Genomic DNA, 17,681 nt, shown 5'->3' with positions numbered 1-17,681 from the left:
GCTCGTACGGGCGGGGCGCGCCGACGGGCGTCGCGCCGAGAGGGACGGCTGAGGGCGCACCAAGGGGGCGGTGGTTCCGGGTCCGTCGGGCCGGGTGCCGCGGAAGCCCGGTGTGCCGTGTGCCGGGCGGCGGCACCGGTCTCCCGTCCGCCGGGCGGGACCGGCGGGAACGAGCGGCCGATGTCCGCCCGCCACGTACCTGCTCCGTCGCCGTGGTACCGCTCATGCGGGGGTCGGTTCGGGCGGAATGAGTCGAAAGCTCGTTCCTGTGACCTCAGTGATGATTGATCAACACGTGAGTGGGTGTCAATGGCCGGAGGTTCACATCGCGGTGGGTGACTCGAAGCCGACGGTTCGTGATCCTGTTCCGGGCTCGCGGCGCCCCGGAACAGGCATTTTCGGCCGCGCCGCCGCTATCCCGCCGCCCCTCGCGCCCGCCGCTCAGGCCGTCCCGGCGGGCCGGCCCGTACCGGCGAACGCGCCGCCGCGGCCGAACGCCAGCGCCGCGAACCGCTCGCCGATGCGGCGGTGCGTGGCGGCGTCCGGGTGGAGCTGGTCGGGGAGCGGCAGCTCGGCGAAGTCCGCCTCGCCGTACAGATCCCGGCCGTCGAGGAGGAAGAGCCGCGGGTCCCCGGCGGCGCGCTGCCGCACGATACGGGCCAGCTCCTCGCGGATGACGTTCAGCGTCAGCTTCCCGGTGGCCCGCTCGGCCGGGGCGCCCGCGGCCTTGAACTGGAGCTGTCCCTCGGAGAGGTTCTCGAAGTCGGGGACGCTGGGGCCCGGGGCGTCCTCGTGGATCGGGCAGATCACCGGCGAGATCACCAGCAGCGGAGCGGTGGGGTGGCCCTCCCGGATCGTGTCGAGGAAGCCGTGCACCGCCGGGGTGAAGGCGCGCAGCCGCATCAGATCGGCGTTGACGAGATTGAGGCCGATCTTGACGCTGATCAGATCCGCCGGGGTGTCCCGCATCGCGCGGGCGGTGAACGGATCGAGCAGCGCGCTGCCGCCCAGACCGAGGTTGACCAGCTCCGCGCCGCCCAGGGAGGCGGCCAGCGCCGGCCAGGTCGTGGTGGGGCTCGCGGCGTTCGAGCCATGGCTGATCGAACTGCCGTGGTGCAGCCACACCGGCGCCCCGCGCGACGGCGCCGGCTCGACGGGCGCGTCCGTCCGCAACGCCACGAGCTGCGTGATCTCGTTGTACGGCAGCCAGATCTCGACGTCCTTGGCGCCCTCGGGCAGCCCCGCGAAGCGCACCGTGCCGGGCGGCCCCGGCTTCGTCTCGGCCGACCCCTTTGTCATGTCCACCAGCAGGACGTTCCCGCCGTCCGTCGACGCCTGCGCGGTGAGCTGCCCGTCGACCACCAGGTCGTAGATGCCGTCCGGCCGCTCCGGCGCGCCCACGTACGCCATCTTCGTGCGCAGCGTGTCCAGTTCGACGGTGGTGGCCCGGGTGCGGAACACCAGCCGGACACCGGAGGGCTGCGACTCCGCGAGGGAGAGCTGAGGGTCGGAGAACTGCGCGCGGGCGCGCGCGGGCAGCCGGTGCGGCAGCAGCCCGTGCGCGGTGCGCTCCACATCGAGGGCGCCGCGCAGCAGCTCCTCGGTGAGCGGGGTGGCGAGCAGGTCCGGGGAGGCGGCCGGGCCCGCGGTGTCGTCGTGCTGAGAGGTCATGGCGCCAGCTTGTCAAGAGCTTTCCGGATATGCACACGGATTCCCGTGCGGAGCGCGGAGCGGACGGCGGCGGGGCCGGGCGCTGTTCCGCGGGGCCGGCATGACGGCCGCGTCCGGCCGGCGGGGAGGCCCCGGTCGGACGCGGCCGCCCTCGGATGCCGTACGGCAGGGCCACGTCACCGTCAGAAGTCGTACGGCTTCTTGGCGTTCCAGTTGAGGACGTCGGCCTCGTTGTAGGTGAACTGCGGCTTCTCGCCCTTGAGGTCGACGGAGTACGCGGGCTTCTGGTGGCCGTTGTTGTCGCGCAGCGCGACGGACAGGCCGGTGCCGGTCTTGTTGTCCTTGCCGTAGTCGAAGATGTTGACGGCGCTGTAGACCTTGCCGCCGGGCCGCAGCATGATCTGCTGGTGGCCGCCCTCCGCCTTCTTCGAGAGCGGCAGCGTGGCGCCCTCGCCGTCGATCTTGACGGACGGGTACGAGGTGACCGTGCACGGCTTGGAGCCCTCGTTCGACGCGGTGATCAGCAGGTGGTCGCCCTGCTGCCCGGCGAACCGGTGCTCCGCGGTGAGCAGCAGCTCGTCGCCGACGCACTGCCCGACCCCCGCCGTGTCGCCGCCCTTGTCCGCCGCGGTGCCCGTGCCGCCCGACGCGGACGTCGACCGGGTCTCGTCCTTGGTGTCCTTGCCGCTGTTGGCCTGTGCCGCGTCGCCCTTGGCGTCCCCGCCGGACGCGGACTGGCTCTGCGGGGCGGCGTCGCTCTTTGTGCTGGTGTCCCCACCGCCGCAGGCGGTCAGGCTCAGGGCGAGGGTGGCGGTGGCGGCGGCCAGGACGGTGGCGCGGATGCGGGAAGTGCGCATGATCGGGTCCCCTGCGTTCGAGTGCGGGACTCTCCGAGATCGTTCCCGCGTCGTGTGCACCACTTTTCCCGAGCCGGCTGACGTTCCACCAACGCCTCACCAACGTGCCACTGACGGTCCGCGAGCGAACGGGTGACATCCCCCGCCGGGGCGCGTCATCGCAGGTCAGGAACGGGATTGCCGCCGCGCCAGGGCCTCGTCGTGCCGCGCCTGGAGCGCGGCCAGTTCCGCGCCTTTCGTCACCCGCAGCAGCGCGCCCAGCGCCCGTACCGCACCGTCGTCGAAACCGCACGCCTCCGCCACGCCCGCCGCCTCCCGGAGCCGGGCGGTGCCCGCCGCCTCGTCGCCCATCCCCAGCAGCGCCTCACCGGCCGCGGCGACCAACAGCACCCGCCCCGCCGCCGAGGAGTCCGCCACATCATCCAGCGCCTGCGCAGCAGCCACCGTCTCCAACGCCGACTCCCAGGCCCCGCAGGCCAGTTGATGTCCGGTCAGGTGGTAGAGCGCGAGGCGTTCGGTGTACGGATCCCCGGCGTCGTGCGCCAGCCGCGCCGCGTCCGCGCACTCCTCCGCGGCCTCCTGCGGACTGCCGAGCGCCGCCTGCGCCAGCGACAGGTTGACCAGCGCCGTCGCCTGCGCACTACGGTCCCCCGCCCGCGCCGCCAGCACCGGCGCCGCCTCCAGATGCGCCAGCGCCTCCGGGACGCGGCCCTCCTCCGTCAGCACCCACCCCAGCAGCGCCAGGATCCGCGACTGCGCCCGCAGATCACCGTCGGCCCGCGCCGCCTCCAGCGCCGTCCCCAGCAGCGGGGCCCAGCCGTCCCGCACCCGCCACACGATCTGCGGCCACAGGCCCAGCACGAGCCGCCACGTCCGGCTGTGCAGCCCCGCGGCGTCCGCCGCTGCCGCCGCCAGCGTCAGCTCCTCCCGCTCGGCCTCATACCACGCCATCGCCTCGTCCCGGGCGGCGAACCGGCGGATCTCCCGGGGCGCACGGAAGTCCGCGGGCAGCGGGAAGCACGACTCGTCGCCCGGCTCGGCCGCGTCCGCGGCGGCCAGCGCGGTCGCCACGGCGTGGTCGAGTGCCCGCGGCAGGGTGTCCGGGTCGGCGTCCAGGCCCCGCGCGTACAGCCGGACGAGATCGTGCAGTGTCCAGCGGCCCGGCGCGGTCCGGGTCACCAGATGCGCCGCGGCGAGCCGGTCCAGGGCGGCCTCGGCGGTCGCCGGGTCGGTGGCCGCCAGGGCCGCCGCCGCGTACCGGTCGACATGGGTGCCGGGGTGGCGGCCCAGGTGCGCGAAGTGGTGTGCGGCGTCCGCCGGGAGCCGTCGCACCGTCAGCCGCAGCGCCGCCCGGACGCCGGTGTCCTCGACGTCCAGCAGCGCCAACCGTCTTGATTCGTCGGAGAGTTCACTGATCAGCGCGGACAGCGACCACTCCGGCTGATCGGTCAGCCGGGCCGCGGTCACCCGCAGCGCGAGCGGCAGCCCGCCGCACAGCTCCGCGAGGCGCCGGGCCGCCCCCGCCTCCGCACGCACCCGCTCCTCACCGAGGACCGCGCCGAGCAACGCGGCGCTGTCCTCGGGCCCCAGCACGTCCACGGGCACCGGCCGGGCCGCGTCGGAGGCGATCAGTCCGGGCAGCCGGTGGCGGCTGGTGACGACCGTGACACACCGCGCGCCGCCCGGCAGCAGCTCCTGCACCTGCGCGGAGCCGGGCGCGTTGTCCAGGACGACCAGCAGCTGACGGCCGGCCGCGAGCGACCGGAACAGCGCCGATGCCCCGCTCGCCGACTCCGGTATCCGGCGCGGCGCCACCCCCAGCGCGAGCAGGAACTCCCGCATCACCTCGGCCGGTTCCACCTCGGGGGTGTCGCTGAAGCCCCGTAGATCGGCGTAGAGCAGACCGCCGGGGAACCGGTCGCGGTTGCGGTGCGCCCAGTGCACCACCAGCGCGGTCTTGCCCACCCCGGCGGGCCCGGTGACCAGACAGACAGGCGCCTCCCCGGCGGCGGCCCGGCTCAGCGCCGTCAGTTCGTCGGCCCGGCCGTGGAAACCGCGCGGCATACGGGGGAGGAGGTCGACGGTCCCCGGGTGCGCGGGGGCGGGCGCGGCCTGCGGATCCGGCGGCGCGGGTGCCGCCGCGGCCACCGGAGCCGCCGGGTCGCCGTCGCCGCGCAGTACCACCGCGTACGCGTCCGCCAGTTCCCGCCCCGGGTCGACGCCCAGCTCCTCGGCGAGCAGCCGCCGGGTGCGGTGGAACCAGTCCAGCGCCTCCGAACGGCGCCCCGCCCGCTGCAGCGTCCGGATCAGCGCGGCCGACAGCGACTCCCGCAGCGGCTGCGCGGCCGCCTCCGCCCGCAGCAGCGACGCGGCTCGTGCGTACTCGCCGACCTGCGTGTACTCCCCGGCCAGCAGCTCCACGGCGGTCAGTCGCAGCTCCTCCAGGGCGTGCGCGGCGGCCTGCAGCGGGGCGCTGCGGTACGCGCCGGTGAGCGCGGGCCCCTGCCACAGCGCCAGCGCCTCCCGGTATATCGCCACCGCATCGCCCGCCGCCCGCTGACCCCGCGCCAGCGCCACCAGCTCCTCGAAGCGGTGCGCGTCCAGCAGGCTCTCCGGCGTCCGCAACACGTACGCGGCGCCCTGCGTGACCAGCTCCACGCCGTACACCCCGGCGCCCGCGCCGGTCAGCAGTGACCGCAGCCGCGAGACATGGCCCTGGATGACGCTCCGGGCCCGCGGCGGCGGCTCCTGGTCCCACAGCGCGGCCGTCAGCGCCTCCACCGGAACCGGATGGTTGGGCCGCAGCAGCAGAGCGGCGAGCAGACTGCGCCGCTTCGCGGGGCCGAGCGGCAGATCGCCGACCTCGGTGACGACGGAAACCGCTCCGAGCAGCCGGAACTCCACTGACCTGTCTCCTCTTGGGGGAAGCCGTCAGATTACCGGAGGGCAGGGGAACGGACCCCGGCCGCGGCCCCCTGTTCCGCGGTACGTACACCCAGGGGAAAGCGGGTGGCGGGCGGACGGCCCGGCCCCCACCATGGAAATTCGAACGGACAGGCGGATCGGGGGCGGCGGATGCCGGGAGCGAACGGATTCACGTGCGAGGAGCGGGGCGACGGAGCGGTGCTGGTGCACCACCACGGCCGTCGTGCGGCGGCGCTGCGCAGCGGCCGCGCGGCGCGGTTCCTGTACGAGGTGACATCCGGCGACGCGCAGCTGGTGAGGGCCCGCTGGACGGGCAGCCACCGACGCGGCACCGAACGCACGGCCCGGGACCCTCCGCGCAACGCCCGCTGACGCACCGGCCCGGGCGGCACGCCCACCGCCCGGCCTGACGAAAATCGCCCGTGCCCTCCTCAGAACACCCGGAGCGCCACCAGCGCGCCCGAGTTGAGGACGAACAGCCGGTTCGCGGCGCCCGCGGCCGTACGGCCCGAGCCCTCCTTGAGGGGGTACGTCGTCCCCTGGCTGGAACCGTTGTCGCCGTTGCGCGGCCTGCCGCTCACCCCGGTGTCGCGGCTCTCCACCACCCACACGCTGCCCGCCTGCACGACCGGCGGCTGCCACGGCGGCGTCACCCCGGCCACCATCGTCGTCATGCTCGCCTCCTCCCCGTCGGGACGCAGCGACCGCATCGCGTCACCGTCGAGGACGTACACCACTCCGGAGGCCACGGCCGGCGGGCCGAAGCCGTACACCCCGCGCCGGATCGGCTGCATGGTGGGCTTGTTCCACCGCACCTTGCCGTCGTGCGCGCCGACCGCCGCCAGGGTGTGCCCGCCCAGGAACACCGTGCCGTTGTCGATCGCGGGCCGCAGCGCGCCCGCCGCCTGCCCCTTGCGCACCCACGCCCGCGCACCGTCGGCGGCGCGCACCGCGACCACATCGCCGCCGGACGTGCAGATCACCAGCACCCCGCCGCCGAGCGCCGCCGCCGGACGCCCGCCGGTCAGCGGCAGCGGCGGACGGCGCGTCCACCGGACCGTCGCATCCTTCGTCGCCACGCACCGCAGCTCGCCCTCGGACGTCAGCACGTACACATGGGCGGCGTCGGCGGCGAGCAGGGTGTCCACCCCCGCGTCGACGGTCCACCGGGGATCGCCCGTCGACGCGACGTAGGTGCGCAGCACGCCGTCGCTGTCGGCGGTGGCCACCAGCCGGTCGGCGATCGAGAGATAGCCCGCGTCGCCCCGCACCTCGCCGGCCCGCCAGCGTTCCTTGCCGTCGGTGACCCGGCGCGCGGCGACGCCGCCGCCCGCCGCCGCGAAGACCACCACGTCCCGCACCGGCAGCGGCGCCGGTGACCCGCCGTCGGCCACGCCGTCCTCCGGCCCCCACAGCGGCTCCGGCGTCCCGGTACCGGTGCCCAGCTCCGCGGGGCGCACCGTGGCGGCCGACGGGATGTCGAACGGGTCGGTGAAGACCGACGGCCGGTCGTCCGACAGCCACCACACCGCGCCGCCCGCGCCCGCCGCGACCAGCGCACCGCCGCCCGCCAGCATCAGCAGCCGCCGCCGTGACGGCTTCGCGGCGGGCACCGCCGTCGCCTCCGTGGCCGGAGTCGCCCCGCCCGGCAGCACCGTCGGCGGGGTCTCCCCGGCCATCCGCCTGGCCGCCGTCTCCCGGTCGCGGATGTCACCGGCGTACGGTCCCGACTTCCACAGCCGGGCGCCCCGTTGCGGCGCCCGGGCCGCCTCGGCGACCTGGGAGGGCAGCGGCCGCGCCCCCGGATCCTTCGCGAAACACGGCTCGACCAGATACCGCAGCGCCTGCGGCACCAGCGTCAGATCCGGGGAGCCGTGCACGACGTCGTAGAGGATCGCGGTGACCTCGGTGCCGGTGTACGCCGGGCGGCCGCCCGCGGCGAAGACCAGCACCGTGCCCAGCGAGAAGATGTCCGCGGCGGGGCCGACGCGCTGCCCCAGCACCTGCTCCGGCGCGCCGTACCCCGGCGTGACCGGGATCTGACCGGTCCGGGTCAGCGTCAGGCCGTGCTCGGGGCGGGCGATGCCGAAGTCGATGACGCGCGGGCCGTTCGAGGTCAGGACGACGTTCGACGGCTTGAGGTCGCGGTGGACAAGACCGGTGGCGTGGATGTCCCCGAGCGTCACCGCCAGCGCCCGCGCGGTCTCCCGCAGCAGCCCCTCGTCGAGCGGCCCGTGCCGCTGCACCGCCTCGTCCAGCGTCGGCCCGGCCAGGAACTCCGACGCGATCCACGGCCGCCCCGACTCCAGCTCCGCGCCCAGCACCCGCGCGACGCCCTCGCTGGTCACCGCGCGCGCCGTCTGCGCCTCCCGGACGAAACGGTCGACCAGATGCCGGTCGTGCGCCAGCTCGGGCAGCAGCACCTTGACGGCCGCCGGCCGCCCCGCCGCGTCCCGCCCGAGGTACACCTTGCCCATGCCGCCCTCACCGAGCACCCCGACGATGCGGTACGGGCCGAGCCGGAGCGGATCTCCGGCGCCGAGTGTTCTCAACTTCACGTCCTCCCTGGACGACGCAGCGCTCAGGCGAGCGGCAGCGCGAAGGTGGCCTGCTGCTCGCGGAGATACAGCCGCCCGCGCTCGCGATCGGCGGTCACCACCGTCGCGTCGGTCGGGAACGTCCACACCGCGGTGCGGCTGCGCATGTCCACCGCGCGCAGCCCCTTGTCGTCGAGGCTGTAGACATACTTCCGGCCGACGACGGGCGGCACCACACGGTTGAGGCGACGGCCCTTGAGGTCCTTCTCCGCCCAGTTGAGGCTGCCGGTCACCGCGTCGAGGGCGACCAGACCGCGGTCGCCCTCGGTGCAGTACAGGACCTCGTCGTGGAGGGCCGGGGCCCCGTAGATCCGGCTCTGGCCCGCACTGCCGCCGACGTTCCGGTTGTGGCCGAAGAGCCAGCCGCTCTCGCCGTCGGACATCTTCAGCGCGCTGACCGCCTCGTCGGTGTGGTAGACGTACCGGCCGTCGACGACCAGCTCGGACGGCGGTTCGCCGGAGAACGGCGAGGAGAGCGTCCACGACATCTTGCCGTCCGCGAGGGCGTACGACGTCACCTTGACGAAGTGGATGCCCGCGTCGGACCGGGACACCACCAGCCGGTCGCCGATGACCACGCCGCGCAGCATCGGCGGCCGGTAGCCGTCGGCCGCCGCATCCACCTGGGTGCGCCACCGCACCCGGCCGGTGCGCAGATCGAGGGCGACGACGTACCAGCGGTCGCGGTTCACGGCCCGGGCCACCAGGTAGGCGGTCTTCTTCACCACGCACAGCAGTTGGTTGCGGTTCTCGCCGCCGACGAACTCCGCCAGCTCCACCAGCGGTTCGCCGGGCTGGCCGTCGGCGGGGTCGAGGACGCACACCGCCAGCTTCCTGCCCTTGTCGTGCTCGCGCAGCGCGTAGATGCCGGTGCCGTCGGTCGCCCACCGCCAGGCGTCGGAGACGTTCGCCTGCCAGGTGCCCTCGCCGCTCTCCGGGTTGACACCGCACAGCACGATGCCCCCGGGCATCGCCAGCCCGTGCCGGGTCGACAGCACCTCGCCGTCGCTGTCCGGGGTGCGCGCGGCGAACGTCCACAGCCGCGTCGGCGGCTTCACCGGTTCCGGCGCCGGATCACCGCCACCGGGGCCACCGTCACCGGGGCCACCGCCCCGGCCGAGCCACGCCCACAGCCCGCCCGCCACACCGGCGCCCGCGACGACCCCGCCGGCGGTCATCGCCAGCATGCGGCGCCGCGACGGCCCCGGTCCGGCCGGCAGCGTCACGGGTCCCGGCGGCGCGTCGGGGGGCGGTGGCGCCAGCCGCGGCGGCTGCCGCCACACCTCGTCGCCGCGCTGCGCGATCCTCCGCAGCACACCGTCCGGCAGCACGTCCGCGAAGACCTGCGGTATGCCGTCCGGAGTCAGCGCGGCGGCCAGCTCCCCGGTCGTCGGCCGCTGCGCCGGGTCCTTCGCCAGACAGCGGCTCAGCACCGGCACCAGCTCCGGCGGCACCCCGCCGAGGTCCGCCTCGGTGTAGCGGACGCGGTAGAGCAGATCCGTGGGCTGCCCGGAGCCGAACGGGCCGTGGCCGGACGCGGCGAACACCAGCAGCCCGCCGAGTGCGAACACCTCGCCCGCCGCCGTGTGTTCGAGACCGGCCGCCTGCTCCGGCGACATGAACGCGGGCGTCCCCACGGCGGCACCGGCCTGCGTCAGCGGAGCCTCGCCGACCGCGTGGGCCACCCCGAAGTCGATGATCTTCGGCCCGGCCGCCGTGACCAGGACGTTCGACGGCTTGAGGTCACGGTGCACCACCTCGGAGCGGTGCAGCTGCGCCAGGCCCTGGGCCAGCGCCGCGCCCAGCGCCCGCACGGACCGCTCCGGCAGCGGACCGGCGGCCTCCACCGCGTCGTCCAGCGGCGGGCCGAGGACGTACTCCGTCGCCAGCCACGGCCGGGGCGCATCCGGGTCGGCGTCGTGGACCTGGGCGCCGTGGCGGCCACCGATCACCCGCGCCGCGTCCACCTCCAGCCGGAAGCGGTGGCGCAGCGCCGTATCGGCGGTCAGCCGCTGGTGCAGCACCTTGAGCGCGACGGTGCGCCCGCCCGCCGTACGTGCCAGATAGACCGTGCCCATACCGCCGCCGCCCAGCCGGGCCAGCAGCAGGTACGGGCCGACGGTGTGCGGATCGTCGTGGAGAAGAGCGGTCGGCATGGCGTCAGCGCACCTCGGGGAGTTCGGCGGCGAGCACCGCGGCCGCCTGGAGGGAGAGGGCCGCGACCACCCGACCGGGCAGCGACACCGGCTCGGTGCCCGCGTGCTGCGTGCCCCAGGCCGCGCCGGGCGCCAGCTCCGCAAGGACCTGGGCCGGTCCGGGCCGCGCGGCGGGATCCCGCGACAGGCAGGCGGTGATCGGCGCCCGCAGCCCGGCGGGGATCTCCGCCCGCTCCGGCACGGTGTGACCGGTCGCCGCGTACGCCAGGACGGCGCCCAGCGCGTACACATCGGCGGGCGCCGAAACCGGCCCGCCCGCACCCGACTCGGGCGCGAGGCAGCCCGCGTCGATACCGGGCAGCCCGGTCCGCGGCGTGCCGTCCGGTGCCGCCGCGCGCACCGCGCCGAAGCAGGAGATCAGCGGCCCGTACGCGGTGAGCAGCACCGACGCGGGGCACAGCCCGCCGTGCACCACGCCCAGGACGTGCGCCGACGCCAGCGATTCGGCGAGCGCCGCGCCCAGCGTCCGTACCGCCTCCTCGGGCAGCGGACCGCCGTGGGCGTCGAGGGCCTCCGGCAGCGGCAGCACCGGCCGGTAGGGCGAGGCGAGCCAGGGGAACGCGGCGCTGCCGCCGACCTGCGCCACCGGCCACAGACCGGGCTGCGTCAGCTTCGCCGCCCACTGCGCCTCGGCCGCCCAGCGCCCCGGATCGGCGCCCTGACGGGGCAGGCTGACCAGTACGGTCCGTGACCCGTCGGCGCTGCGCGCCAGATATCGCCGCTCGGGAACGTCCCGCCGCGCGGCCGGATCGAGCCGCGCCAGCGTCAGAAACTCCCCGATCCGCGGCGGATCGTCCTGCCGCAGCCCTTCCATACCGTCTCCCCGTTCGTCAAGCACCGGCACGCGAGCCTACCCGGCGATCACCGGGCCCGGTGGCCGGGGTGATCACGCGGGGCCCGGCCCGGCCGGGGGCGCGCCGCCGCCCGCCGCCCGCCGCACGGGCCCGCCCGGACGGCCCGTCGGCCCGGCACCCGGACCGCCCTCCGGCACGCCGCCGCCCCGCGCCGCCCCGCGCCGGGCGGGCCCGCATCGCCCGCCGCGCCGCCCGTTCCAGGTGTCAACGCGCCTGCTTTCCAAGGAACGTGACGCCGGACGTTGACGCCGGACGGACGGCGGGCCTTGAGTGTGGTCGCGCACGGTGGGCCGCCGCCCGGCGCCCTCCCGGCGACCCGACGACGAGGAGTCCGTATGCCACCGCAACCGGAAAACACCCCCGACACGGCACCGGCGTCCCCGCGGCGTGCGTCCCCGCGGCGTGCGTCCCCGCGGCGTGCGGCGGTGCGGCGTGCGGCGGTGCGGCGTGCGGCCGCCGCGCTGGCCGCCGCGGGAATGCTCGCCGCCGTCGCGGCATCCGCGCCCGCCGTCGCGGCATCCGCGCCCGCCGCCGCGGCGGACGGCGGCCAGCGTACGCAGAGGTACCACGTCGACGACTGGAACACCGGCCGGATCGGCGCGCTCCGCGCCTGCGCGCAGGTCACCGGGCATGACGACATCGCCTGCACCGGCTGGGCCCGCTCCGACTGGAACGGCGCCGACCGCCGCCAGGCCGCCGCCACCGCGCTGATGACGGACTACGACCGGAAGACCGGCCTGTTCGGCGGCGACGGCTGGTGGACCTCCGCCAACGCCCTGACCGCCCTCATCGACACCATCCGCCGCACCGGCGTCAAGAGTTACGCCTACGCCGTCAACGAGACGTACGACAAGAACAAGGACCGCACGGACGGCGGACGGCTGGGGCAGTTCCGCAACGAATACCTCGACGACACCGGCTGGTGGGGGCTGGCCTGGATCACGGCGTACGACCTGACCGGCGACGCCCGCTACCTGGACACCGCACGCGCCGACGCCGACCACATGGCGGGGTACTGGACCGACAAGTGCGGCGGCGGCGTCCAGTGGAAGACCGACACGGCGTACAAGAACGCCGTCACCAACGAGCTGTACATCGCCCTCAATGCCGCGCTGCACCACCGGACCGCAGGCGACACCCGCTATCTCGACCGGGCGAACAGCGGCTGGAACTGGCTGCGCGGTAGCGGCATGATCAACGGAAAACACCTGGTCAACGACGGTCTCAACGACTCCTGCCAGAACAACGGCCAGCCGGCCTGGACGTACAACCAGGGCGTGATCCTCGGCGGTCTCGCGGAGCTGCACCGGGCCACCGGCGACGACGGACTGCTGCGCAGCGCCCGCGAACTGGCCGACGCCTCCACGGGATCGGGCGACCTCAATCCGGGCGGGATCCTGCGCGAGCCGGGCGAGTCCGACAGCTGCACCGGTGACGGCCCCAGCTTCAAGGGCGCGTACGTCCGCGGACTGGGCGCCCTCAACCGCGAACTGGACGGCCACCCCTACGACGGCTACCTCACGGAGCAGGCGGACACCGCCTACGCCAAGGACCGCAACGCGCTCGACCAGTACGGCCAGCACTGGAACGGCGACCGCGGCGACGGCCCCGGCCACGGCTGCCAGCACTCCGCGCTGGACCTGCTGAACGCGGCACCGTAGCCGCCGCCCGGCCCGCCGGGCCGCCCGCCCGCCGGGCACCGCTTCTCCTGTGCTGACGGGGGAGCGGTGCGGTACCGCACAGTTCGCCCCCACGGTACGAAACGGGCAGGTCGCGCGGGGTGCGCGCGGGTTTTCCGGTGCGCCCGTCCGTCTGACAGGATCATGACGGGGGCCCGTTCCCGTGTCCCGCCGTGAGGCGCCGGGGTGACCCCGCGGATCAGGGTGGGCTCCCGCGATCCTTGCCGTGAAGATGACAGGACACAGATGAACTTCGGGACCTTCCTTCCCGCGGGAGTCCTCCGGCCGGGGATGCGGCGCGCGGTGGCGGACCACCGCGCCGCGGGGCCGCCACCACCGGCCGACGGGCACACGGCGGACAGACCGGACCAGGCGCGCACCGCCGCGGCGGGGGAGGGCACGCGATGACCGGCGCCTATCTGCTCCCCCTGAACACCGCGGCGAAGTTCTTCCCCGGCCTGGCCCTGCTGATATTGGTACCGGTCGCGATCGTCCTCTACCGCCGCCACGGCATCATGACCCGCTGGCGCACCCTCTCCCTCTTCGCGTTCGTCTACTTCGCCGTCTCGGCGCTCTGCCTCGTGGTGGTGCCGCTGCCGAGCAGTGCCGTGGATGTCTGCCAGGCGTTCCCGACCTTCAGGAATCCGCAGTGGACGCCGGGGATGTTCGTCGCCGACATGGGGAAGGAGGCCCACCACCAGCTCTCCTTCGGCGCGCTGATCCTGCACAACTCGGCGTTCTGGCAGACGGTCTTCAACCTCCTCCTGCTGCTCCCGCTGGGCGTCTTCGTACGGCTGCACTTCCGGCGCGGCCTGCTCGCCGCCACGCTCGCCGGGTGCGGCGCCTCCCTCTTCTTCGAGCTGACCCAGTTCACCGGGTTGTGGGGGATCTACCCCTGCCCCTACCGGCTCTTCGCGGTGGACGATCTGCTCGCCAACACGGCCGGGGCGTCGCTGGGCTGGGCGCTCGCCGCACCGCTGGCCCGCTTCCTGCCGGAGCTGAACACCCTGGACGACCGGGCGATGGCCGCCAGCGACAACGTCCCGTTCGGCCGCCGTCTGGTCGCTCTGCTGCTGGACGTGACGGGCCTGTTCGTGGTGGGGCCGCCGGTGAGCTTCGTGGTGACGATGTTCAGCGGCACCGAGACGGGGGTGCTGACATCGGTGCTCCTGACCGCCCTGTGGTTCGTGGTGGTGCCGTGGCTGACCGGCGGATTCACGCCGGGCAAACGGGTGTTGCTGCTCCGGCTGACGGCCCGCGACGGCTCCCGGCCCGGGCTGGTCCCGCTGGCCCTGCGGGCGGCGGTCCTCGCCTCACCGCCGCTGGTCCTGGCGCTGGCCATGGCCCTGGTGACCCTGCGGCTGCTGGAGGGCGGTGCGGCCGTGAACGCGGTGGCGCTGCTGGCCCTCGCGGCGATGCTGTGCTGCGGCGCGGTGGTCTGCCTCGTGCTGTACCTCTGGGCCCTCCGCGCAGCCCGCCGCCACCCCGAGGGACTGGGCTACCACGAGATCTGGTCCGGCGTCGCCAACACGTCGCTTCCGCACCGGCGGGCGGGGAAGCGGGAGAGGGCGGGGGCGGATGTCCCTGGCCCGGATGTCCCTGGCCCGGATGTCCCTGGCCCGGACGCCCCTGGCCCGGATGTCCCCGGCCCGGACGCTACGGGCGAAGCCGGGAAGGCCCCCACCGGACCGTAACCGGACAGCGCGCGGCGGCCGGACACCTGGCCGCCGCGCCCCCGAAACGCTCCGCCGTACCGCCCCGTCAGCCCTCGCTCCGTACCTGCCGTGCCGCGGCCGCCCGGCGACCGGTCAAGAGATGACGGGCCGTCAATTCCGCGACCCGGTCCGCATCGCGGTCCACCAGGGCGTCGTAGAGCGCCTCGTGTTCCTCGGCGATGGCCATCAGATCGTCGTGCTGCCCCAGCAGCCACCGCATCCGGCTGCGCAGGGTGCGTTCCAGTTCGTTGAGGAGTTCGTTGTCGGCGAGCGAGGTCACCGTCTCGTGGAAGTCGGCCGCCGCCCGCCGGGCCCGTACCGCGTCGCCCGCGCGGGCCGCCGTCAGTTCGGCGTCGAGGTCGGCGCGGAGCCGCGCCAGTCCGGCACGGGTGCGGCGCTGGGCGGCGAGGCGGAACGCCGTCGTCTCCAGCGCCGAGCGCACCTCCTCCAGATCGGCGAGGTCCGACGGCGTGAACTCCCGCACCACGGCCCAGCTCCGGGGCCGAGGCGTCACCAGTCCCTCGGTGACCAGCGCCTTCAGGGCGTCCCGGATCGGCAGCCGGCTCACGCCCAGCTCCGCGGCCAGCTCCCGCTCGACCAGCTTGCTGCCCGGCGCGCGGACCCCGTCGATGATGTCGTCGCGCAACTGCCGGGTGACCCGCTCCGATTCGGGCTCGAACTTCTCAGACCCTGTCATGGGCCCGATTCTCTCATCGGCGCCCGCCCCGCCCCGGCCTCGCGCGCCCGGCGCCACGCTCAGGCCGGTGGGTAGCCGCGGTCGCGGACGACCTGCGCGACCACGCGGGTGAAGGCGCGGGCGGCGGCGCTGCGGTAGGCGCTCTCCCGCCGCAACAACGCCGCCACACGGGTGGGCAGCGGCGGATCGAGCGGCACCGGCGCCAGATGCGGATGGTCGTCGGTGATCGCGTCGGGCAGCACGGTGGCCAGCAGCGGGGTGCGCCGCACGATCTCGGTGAGCGCCTGGATGGTGTTGGCCTCCACCACGATCGGCGGGCCGATGCGGTGGTGGGCGAAGTAGGCATCGATATGGCGCCGGGTCGCGAAGTCCTCGCTGAGCAGCGCGAGCGGCTGCCCGCCGAGCCGGTCCACCGGCATCGGCCGCGGATCGTCCGCCCCGGACCGGTGCGCGGTGGCGACCAGCCCGAGGGTCTCGGCGAACAGCGCGGTGGCGGCGATGCCCGGCAGATGCGGGCCCTCGAAGGCGATACCCAGGTCGATCTCGTCGGCGAGCAGCCCCGCCTCGATACGGTCCTGCGCCTGCTCGTGCACCTCCAGCGTCAGCCCGGGGTGCTCGTCGTGCAGCGCCGCCACCAGCGGGCCGAGGAGATACGCGGTGAACGTCGGCGTCATGGCCAGCCGCAGATGGCCCCGGGTCAGGTCCGCGACGTCCAGGACCGCGCGGTCGGCGGCGGCCAGCTCCCGCAGTGCCCGCCGCGCGTAGTGGACGTAGGCGGTGCCCGCGTCGGTCAGCCGCACCGCGCGCCCGCTGCGATCGAGAAGCTGGGCGCCCACCGACCGTTCCAGCTGCTTGATCTGCTGCGAGAGCGTCGGCTGGGAGACGGTCAGCGCCTCCGCGGCGCGGGTGAAGTTGCCGTGCTCGGCGACCGCGATCAGATAGCGCAGATGACGTAGTTCCGGACCCATATGCGGACTATAGGCAGCGGCCCGCCGGGCACCCGCACCGGCCCGCGACGGGCCGTTCGGCCTTACGGCAGAGCGCACCGCGGATACGTGGTGCACGGCGCGCCCACGGCACAGTCTCAGCCATTGCCGGCCAAGTAGTGCGTTGCCCTCAACTCGCCCCGGGAAAAGGATGTGTATGTCAGTGATCACCACAGAACGCCTCCGGCTGCGCCCGCTCACCGACGCCGATACCGACTGGTGGGTGCGCCTCCACGCCGATGAGGAGGTCAACCGGTTCGTCGGCAGCTACACCCGGGAACAGGCCACGGCACGCCTGCATGCGATACAGCAGCAGTGGGCTCAGCGCGGCCACGGACTGTGCGCCGTCGAACTGCGCGGTACCGGCCAAGTGGTGGGGCGCTGCGGCCTCAACTGGTGGGAACAGTTCGACGAGACCGAAATCGGCTGGACCTTCGCCCGCGCCCATTGGGGGCGAGGCTATGCCACGGAAGCGGCCCGAGCGGTCCTCGCCTGGGGCTTCGGGGCCCTGGGGCTCCAGCAGATCACCGCCATGATCCACCACGGGAACACCGGCTCTTCCGCCGTCGCTCAGCGCCTCGGATTCACGCGTCTGCGCGAGGACACGGTCCTCGGCCGCCCCTGCACCGTCCATGCCCTGGCCCGGGACGAGTTCTCCTCCGGCGCGGGCGCACACGTATAGACGACACATATAGACGACACCAATAGTAATCATGGCGACTACGTCTTGGACGCTATAGTCCCAGGTCGTGCATGGTGGATCCCGTCGGCCCGGCAGGGGCCGGCAGCCACTGAAGGGAGTGACCATGCACGACCTCATGGACGGTGTCGCCACCTTCCGCCGGGACGTCTTCCCGGCGAAGGCCGGGCTCTTCGCCCGGCTGGCCACCGAGCACCGGCCCACCACGCTGTTCATCGGCTGCTCCGACGCCCGGGTGGTGCCCGAGCTGATCACCCAGAGCGAGCCCGGGGAACTGTTCGTCATCCGTACGGCGGGCAATCTCGTCCCCGCCCACAGCCCGACCGCCGACGGCACCGCCGCGAGCATCGAGTACGCGGTGAGCGTGCTGGGCGTCACCGACGTCATCGTCTGCGGCCACTCCGGCTGCGGCGCGATGACGGCGCTGGCCGAGGGACACGACCTCACCGGCGCACCCCAGGTCGCCACCTGGCTGCTGCGCCACGCGGACGCCTCCCTCGCCCGCGCCGCCGCCGCGGGACCGGGCGAGGTGACCGCCCTGGTGTGGGCCAACGTCTCCGCCCAGCTGCGGAACCTGGCCACCCACCCCTCGGTGGCGCGGGCCCTCGCCGAGCGGCGCCTCACGCTGCACGGCTGGGTCTTCGACATCGCCTCCGGCACGGTCGACCGGCTCGAAACCCTCGACCGCGCCGGTGTCTGACGGCCCCTGCCACCCACCCTCCGCCCCCCGTGGCCGGACGCACCGCGCGTCCGGCGCCTCCCGAAAGCAACAGGAGTCTGCCCG

Annotated in this window: 13 protein-coding genes; 5 read left to right on the top strand and 8 right to left on the bottom strand. The window is 74.5% G+C overall.

The annotated features are described in order from the left end of the window. Positions 1 to 441 precede the first annotated feature (441 nt). From ACFWWQ_RS01995 to ACFWWQ_RS01985, 3 genes are all read right to left on the bottom strand, one after another. Positions 442 to 1,671, bottom strand: a complete 1,230-nt coding sequence (locus ACFWWQ_RS01995) for a GDSL-type esterase/lipase family protein (protein WP_384588540.1) — start codon at positions 1,669 to 1,671, stop codon at positions 442 to 444. A 182-nt stretch (positions 1,672 to 1,853) separates the two neighbouring features. Beyond that, entirely contained in the window at positions 1,854 to 2,528 is a 675-nt protein-coding gene (locus tag ACFWWQ_RS01990) for a DUF4232 domain-containing protein (RefSeq protein WP_384588537.1), read from the bottom strand. 165 nt (positions 2,529 to 2,693) lie between these two features. After that, positions 2,694 to 5,432, bottom strand: a complete 2,739-nt coding sequence (locus tag ACFWWQ_RS01985) for a BTAD domain-containing putative transcriptional regulator (RefSeq protein WP_384588534.1) — start codon at positions 5,430 to 5,432, stop codon at positions 2,694 to 2,696. Between the two features lie 171 nt (positions 5,433 to 5,603). On the opposite strand from ACFWWQ_RS01985, the gene ACFWWQ_RS01980 reads away from it, so the two are divergent. Next, positions 5,604 to 5,825, top strand: coding sequence for a hypothetical protein (locus ACFWWQ_RS01980; RefSeq protein WP_384588530.1), 222 nt, complete (start codon positions 5,604 to 5,606; stop codon positions 5,823 to 5,825). A 59-nt stretch (positions 5,826 to 5,884) separates the two neighbouring features. On the opposite strand, the gene ACFWWQ_RS01975 is transcribed toward ACFWWQ_RS01980, so the two are convergent. The 3 genes from ACFWWQ_RS01975 to ACFWWQ_RS01965 are packed head-to-tail and all read right to left on the bottom strand — an operon-like array spanning position 5,885 to position 11,080. Next, positions 5,885 to 8,011: a serine/threonine-protein kinase gene (locus ACFWWQ_RS01975; protein WP_384588527.1), complete on the bottom strand. Its 2,127-nt coding sequence runs from the start codon at positions 8,009 to 8,011 to the stop codon at positions 5,885 to 5,887. Between the two features lie 23 nt (positions 8,012 to 8,034). Next, positions 8,035 to 10,206 carry a protein kinase gene (locus ACFWWQ_RS01970; protein WP_384588524.1) on the bottom strand — a complete coding sequence of 724 codons (2,172 nt, stop codon included), beginning with the start codon at positions 10,204 to 10,206 and terminating at the stop codon, positions 8,035 to 8,037. A gap of 4 nt (positions 10,207 to 10,210) precedes the next feature. Then, positions 10,211 to 11,080 (bottom strand): serine/threonine protein kinase, encoded by an 870-nt coding sequence (locus ACFWWQ_RS01965; RefSeq protein ID WP_384588521.1) that lies wholly within the window; start codon positions 11,078 to 11,080, stop codon positions 10,211 to 10,213. A 480-nt stretch (positions 11,081 to 11,560) separates the two neighbouring features. Between ACFWWQ_RS01965 and ACFWWQ_RS01960 the strand changes: the two genes are divergently transcribed. Together ACFWWQ_RS01960 and ACFWWQ_RS01955 are read left to right on the top strand one after the other, a co-directional pair. Beyond that, a complete protein-coding gene (locus ACFWWQ_RS01960; protein WP_384588518.1) occupies positions 11,561 to 12,781 on the top strand; it encodes a glycoside hydrolase family 76 protein in 1,221 nt (406 codons plus the stop codon). A gap of 422 nt (positions 12,782 to 13,203) precedes the next feature. Then, positions 13,204 to 14,493: a VanZ family protein gene (locus tag ACFWWQ_RS01955; protein WP_384588516.1), complete on the top strand. Its 1,290-nt coding sequence runs from the start codon at positions 13,204 to 13,206 to the stop codon at positions 14,491 to 14,493. Between the two features lie 67 nt (positions 14,494 to 14,560). Here the strand turns inward: ACFWWQ_RS01955 and ACFWWQ_RS01950 are convergent, their stop codons facing one another. Further along, positions 14,561 to 15,211, bottom strand: coding sequence for a GntR family transcriptional regulator (locus ACFWWQ_RS01950; RefSeq protein WP_384588513.1), 651 nt, complete (start codon positions 15,209 to 15,211; stop codon positions 14,561 to 14,563). 59 nt (positions 15,212 to 15,270) lie between these two features. Beyond that, positions 15,271 to 16,179 carry a transcriptional regulator CynR gene (gene cynR / locus ACFWWQ_RS01945; RefSeq protein WP_384588510.1) on the bottom strand — a complete coding sequence of 303 codons (909 nt, stop codon included), beginning with the start codon at positions 16,177 to 16,179 and terminating at the stop codon, positions 15,271 to 15,273. Between the two features lie 175 nt (positions 16,180 to 16,354). On the opposite strand from cynR, the gene ACFWWQ_RS01940 reads away from it, so the two are divergent. Together ACFWWQ_RS01940 and ACFWWQ_RS01935 are read left to right on the top strand one after the other, a co-directional pair. Then, a complete protein-coding gene (locus tag ACFWWQ_RS01940; protein ID WP_384588507.1) occupies positions 16,355 to 16,879 on the top strand; it encodes a GNAT family N-acetyltransferase in 525 nt (174 codons plus the stop codon). A 124-nt stretch (positions 16,880 to 17,003) separates the two neighbouring features. Next, positions 17,004 to 17,597, top strand: coding sequence for a carbonic anhydrase (locus ACFWWQ_RS01935; RefSeq protein WP_384588504.1), 594 nt, complete (start codon positions 17,004 to 17,006; stop codon positions 17,595 to 17,597). The last annotated feature ends 84 nt before the right edge of the window (positions 17,598 to 17,681 follow it).

The sequence above is a fragment of the Streptomyces sp. NPDC059080 genome (assembly GCF_042739975.1).
In the GTDB taxonomy this organism is placed as follows: domain Bacteria; phylum Actinomycetota; class Actinomycetes; order Streptomycetales; family Streptomycetaceae; genus Streptomyces; species Streptomyces benahoarensis.
Note: the sequence above shows the minus strand (reverse complement) of the source record. Positions and strands in the feature narration are given on the sequence as shown.

Excerpts from the sequence above, each read along its gene's own strand:
- ACFWWQ_RS01940 (WP_384588507.1), top strand. The coding sequence starts at position 16,355 with ATGTCAGTGATCACCACAGAACGCCTCCGGCTGCGCCCGCTCACCGAC.
- ACFWWQ_RS01950 (WP_384588513.1), bottom strand. The coding sequence starts at position 15,211 with ATGACAGGGTCTGAGAAGTTCGAGCCCGAATCGGAGCGGGTCACCCGG.
- ACFWWQ_RS01965 (WP_384588521.1), bottom strand. The coding sequence starts at position 11,080 with ATGGAAGGGCTGCGGCAGGACGATCCGCCGCGGATCGGGGAGTTTCTG.
- ACFWWQ_RS01970 (WP_384588524.1), bottom strand. The coding sequence starts at position 10,206 with ATGCCGACCGCTCTTCTCCACGACGATCCGCACACCGTCGGCCCGTAC.
- ACFWWQ_RS01995 (WP_384588540.1), bottom strand. The coding sequence starts at position 1,671 with ATGACCTCTCAGCACGACGACACCGCGGGCCCGGCCGCCTCCCCGGAC.
- ACFWWQ_RS01935 (WP_384588504.1), top strand. The coding sequence starts at position 17,004 with ATGCACGACCTCATGGACGGTGTCGCCACCTTCCGCCGGGACGTCTTC.
- ACFWWQ_RS01955 (WP_384588516.1), top strand. The coding sequence starts at position 13,204 with ATGACCGGCGCCTATCTGCTCCCCCTGAACACCGCGGCGAAGTTCTTC.
- ACFWWQ_RS01990 (WP_384588537.1), bottom strand. The coding sequence starts at position 2,528 with ATGCGCACTTCCCGCATCCGCGCCACCGTCCTGGCCGCCGCCACCGCC.
- cynR (WP_384588510.1), bottom strand. The coding sequence starts at position 16,179 with ATGGGTCCGGAACTACGTCATCTGCGCTATCTGATCGCGGTCGCCGAG.
- ACFWWQ_RS01980 (WP_384588530.1), top strand. The coding sequence starts at position 5,604 with ATGCCGGGAGCGAACGGATTCACGTGCGAGGAGCGGGGCGACGGAGCG.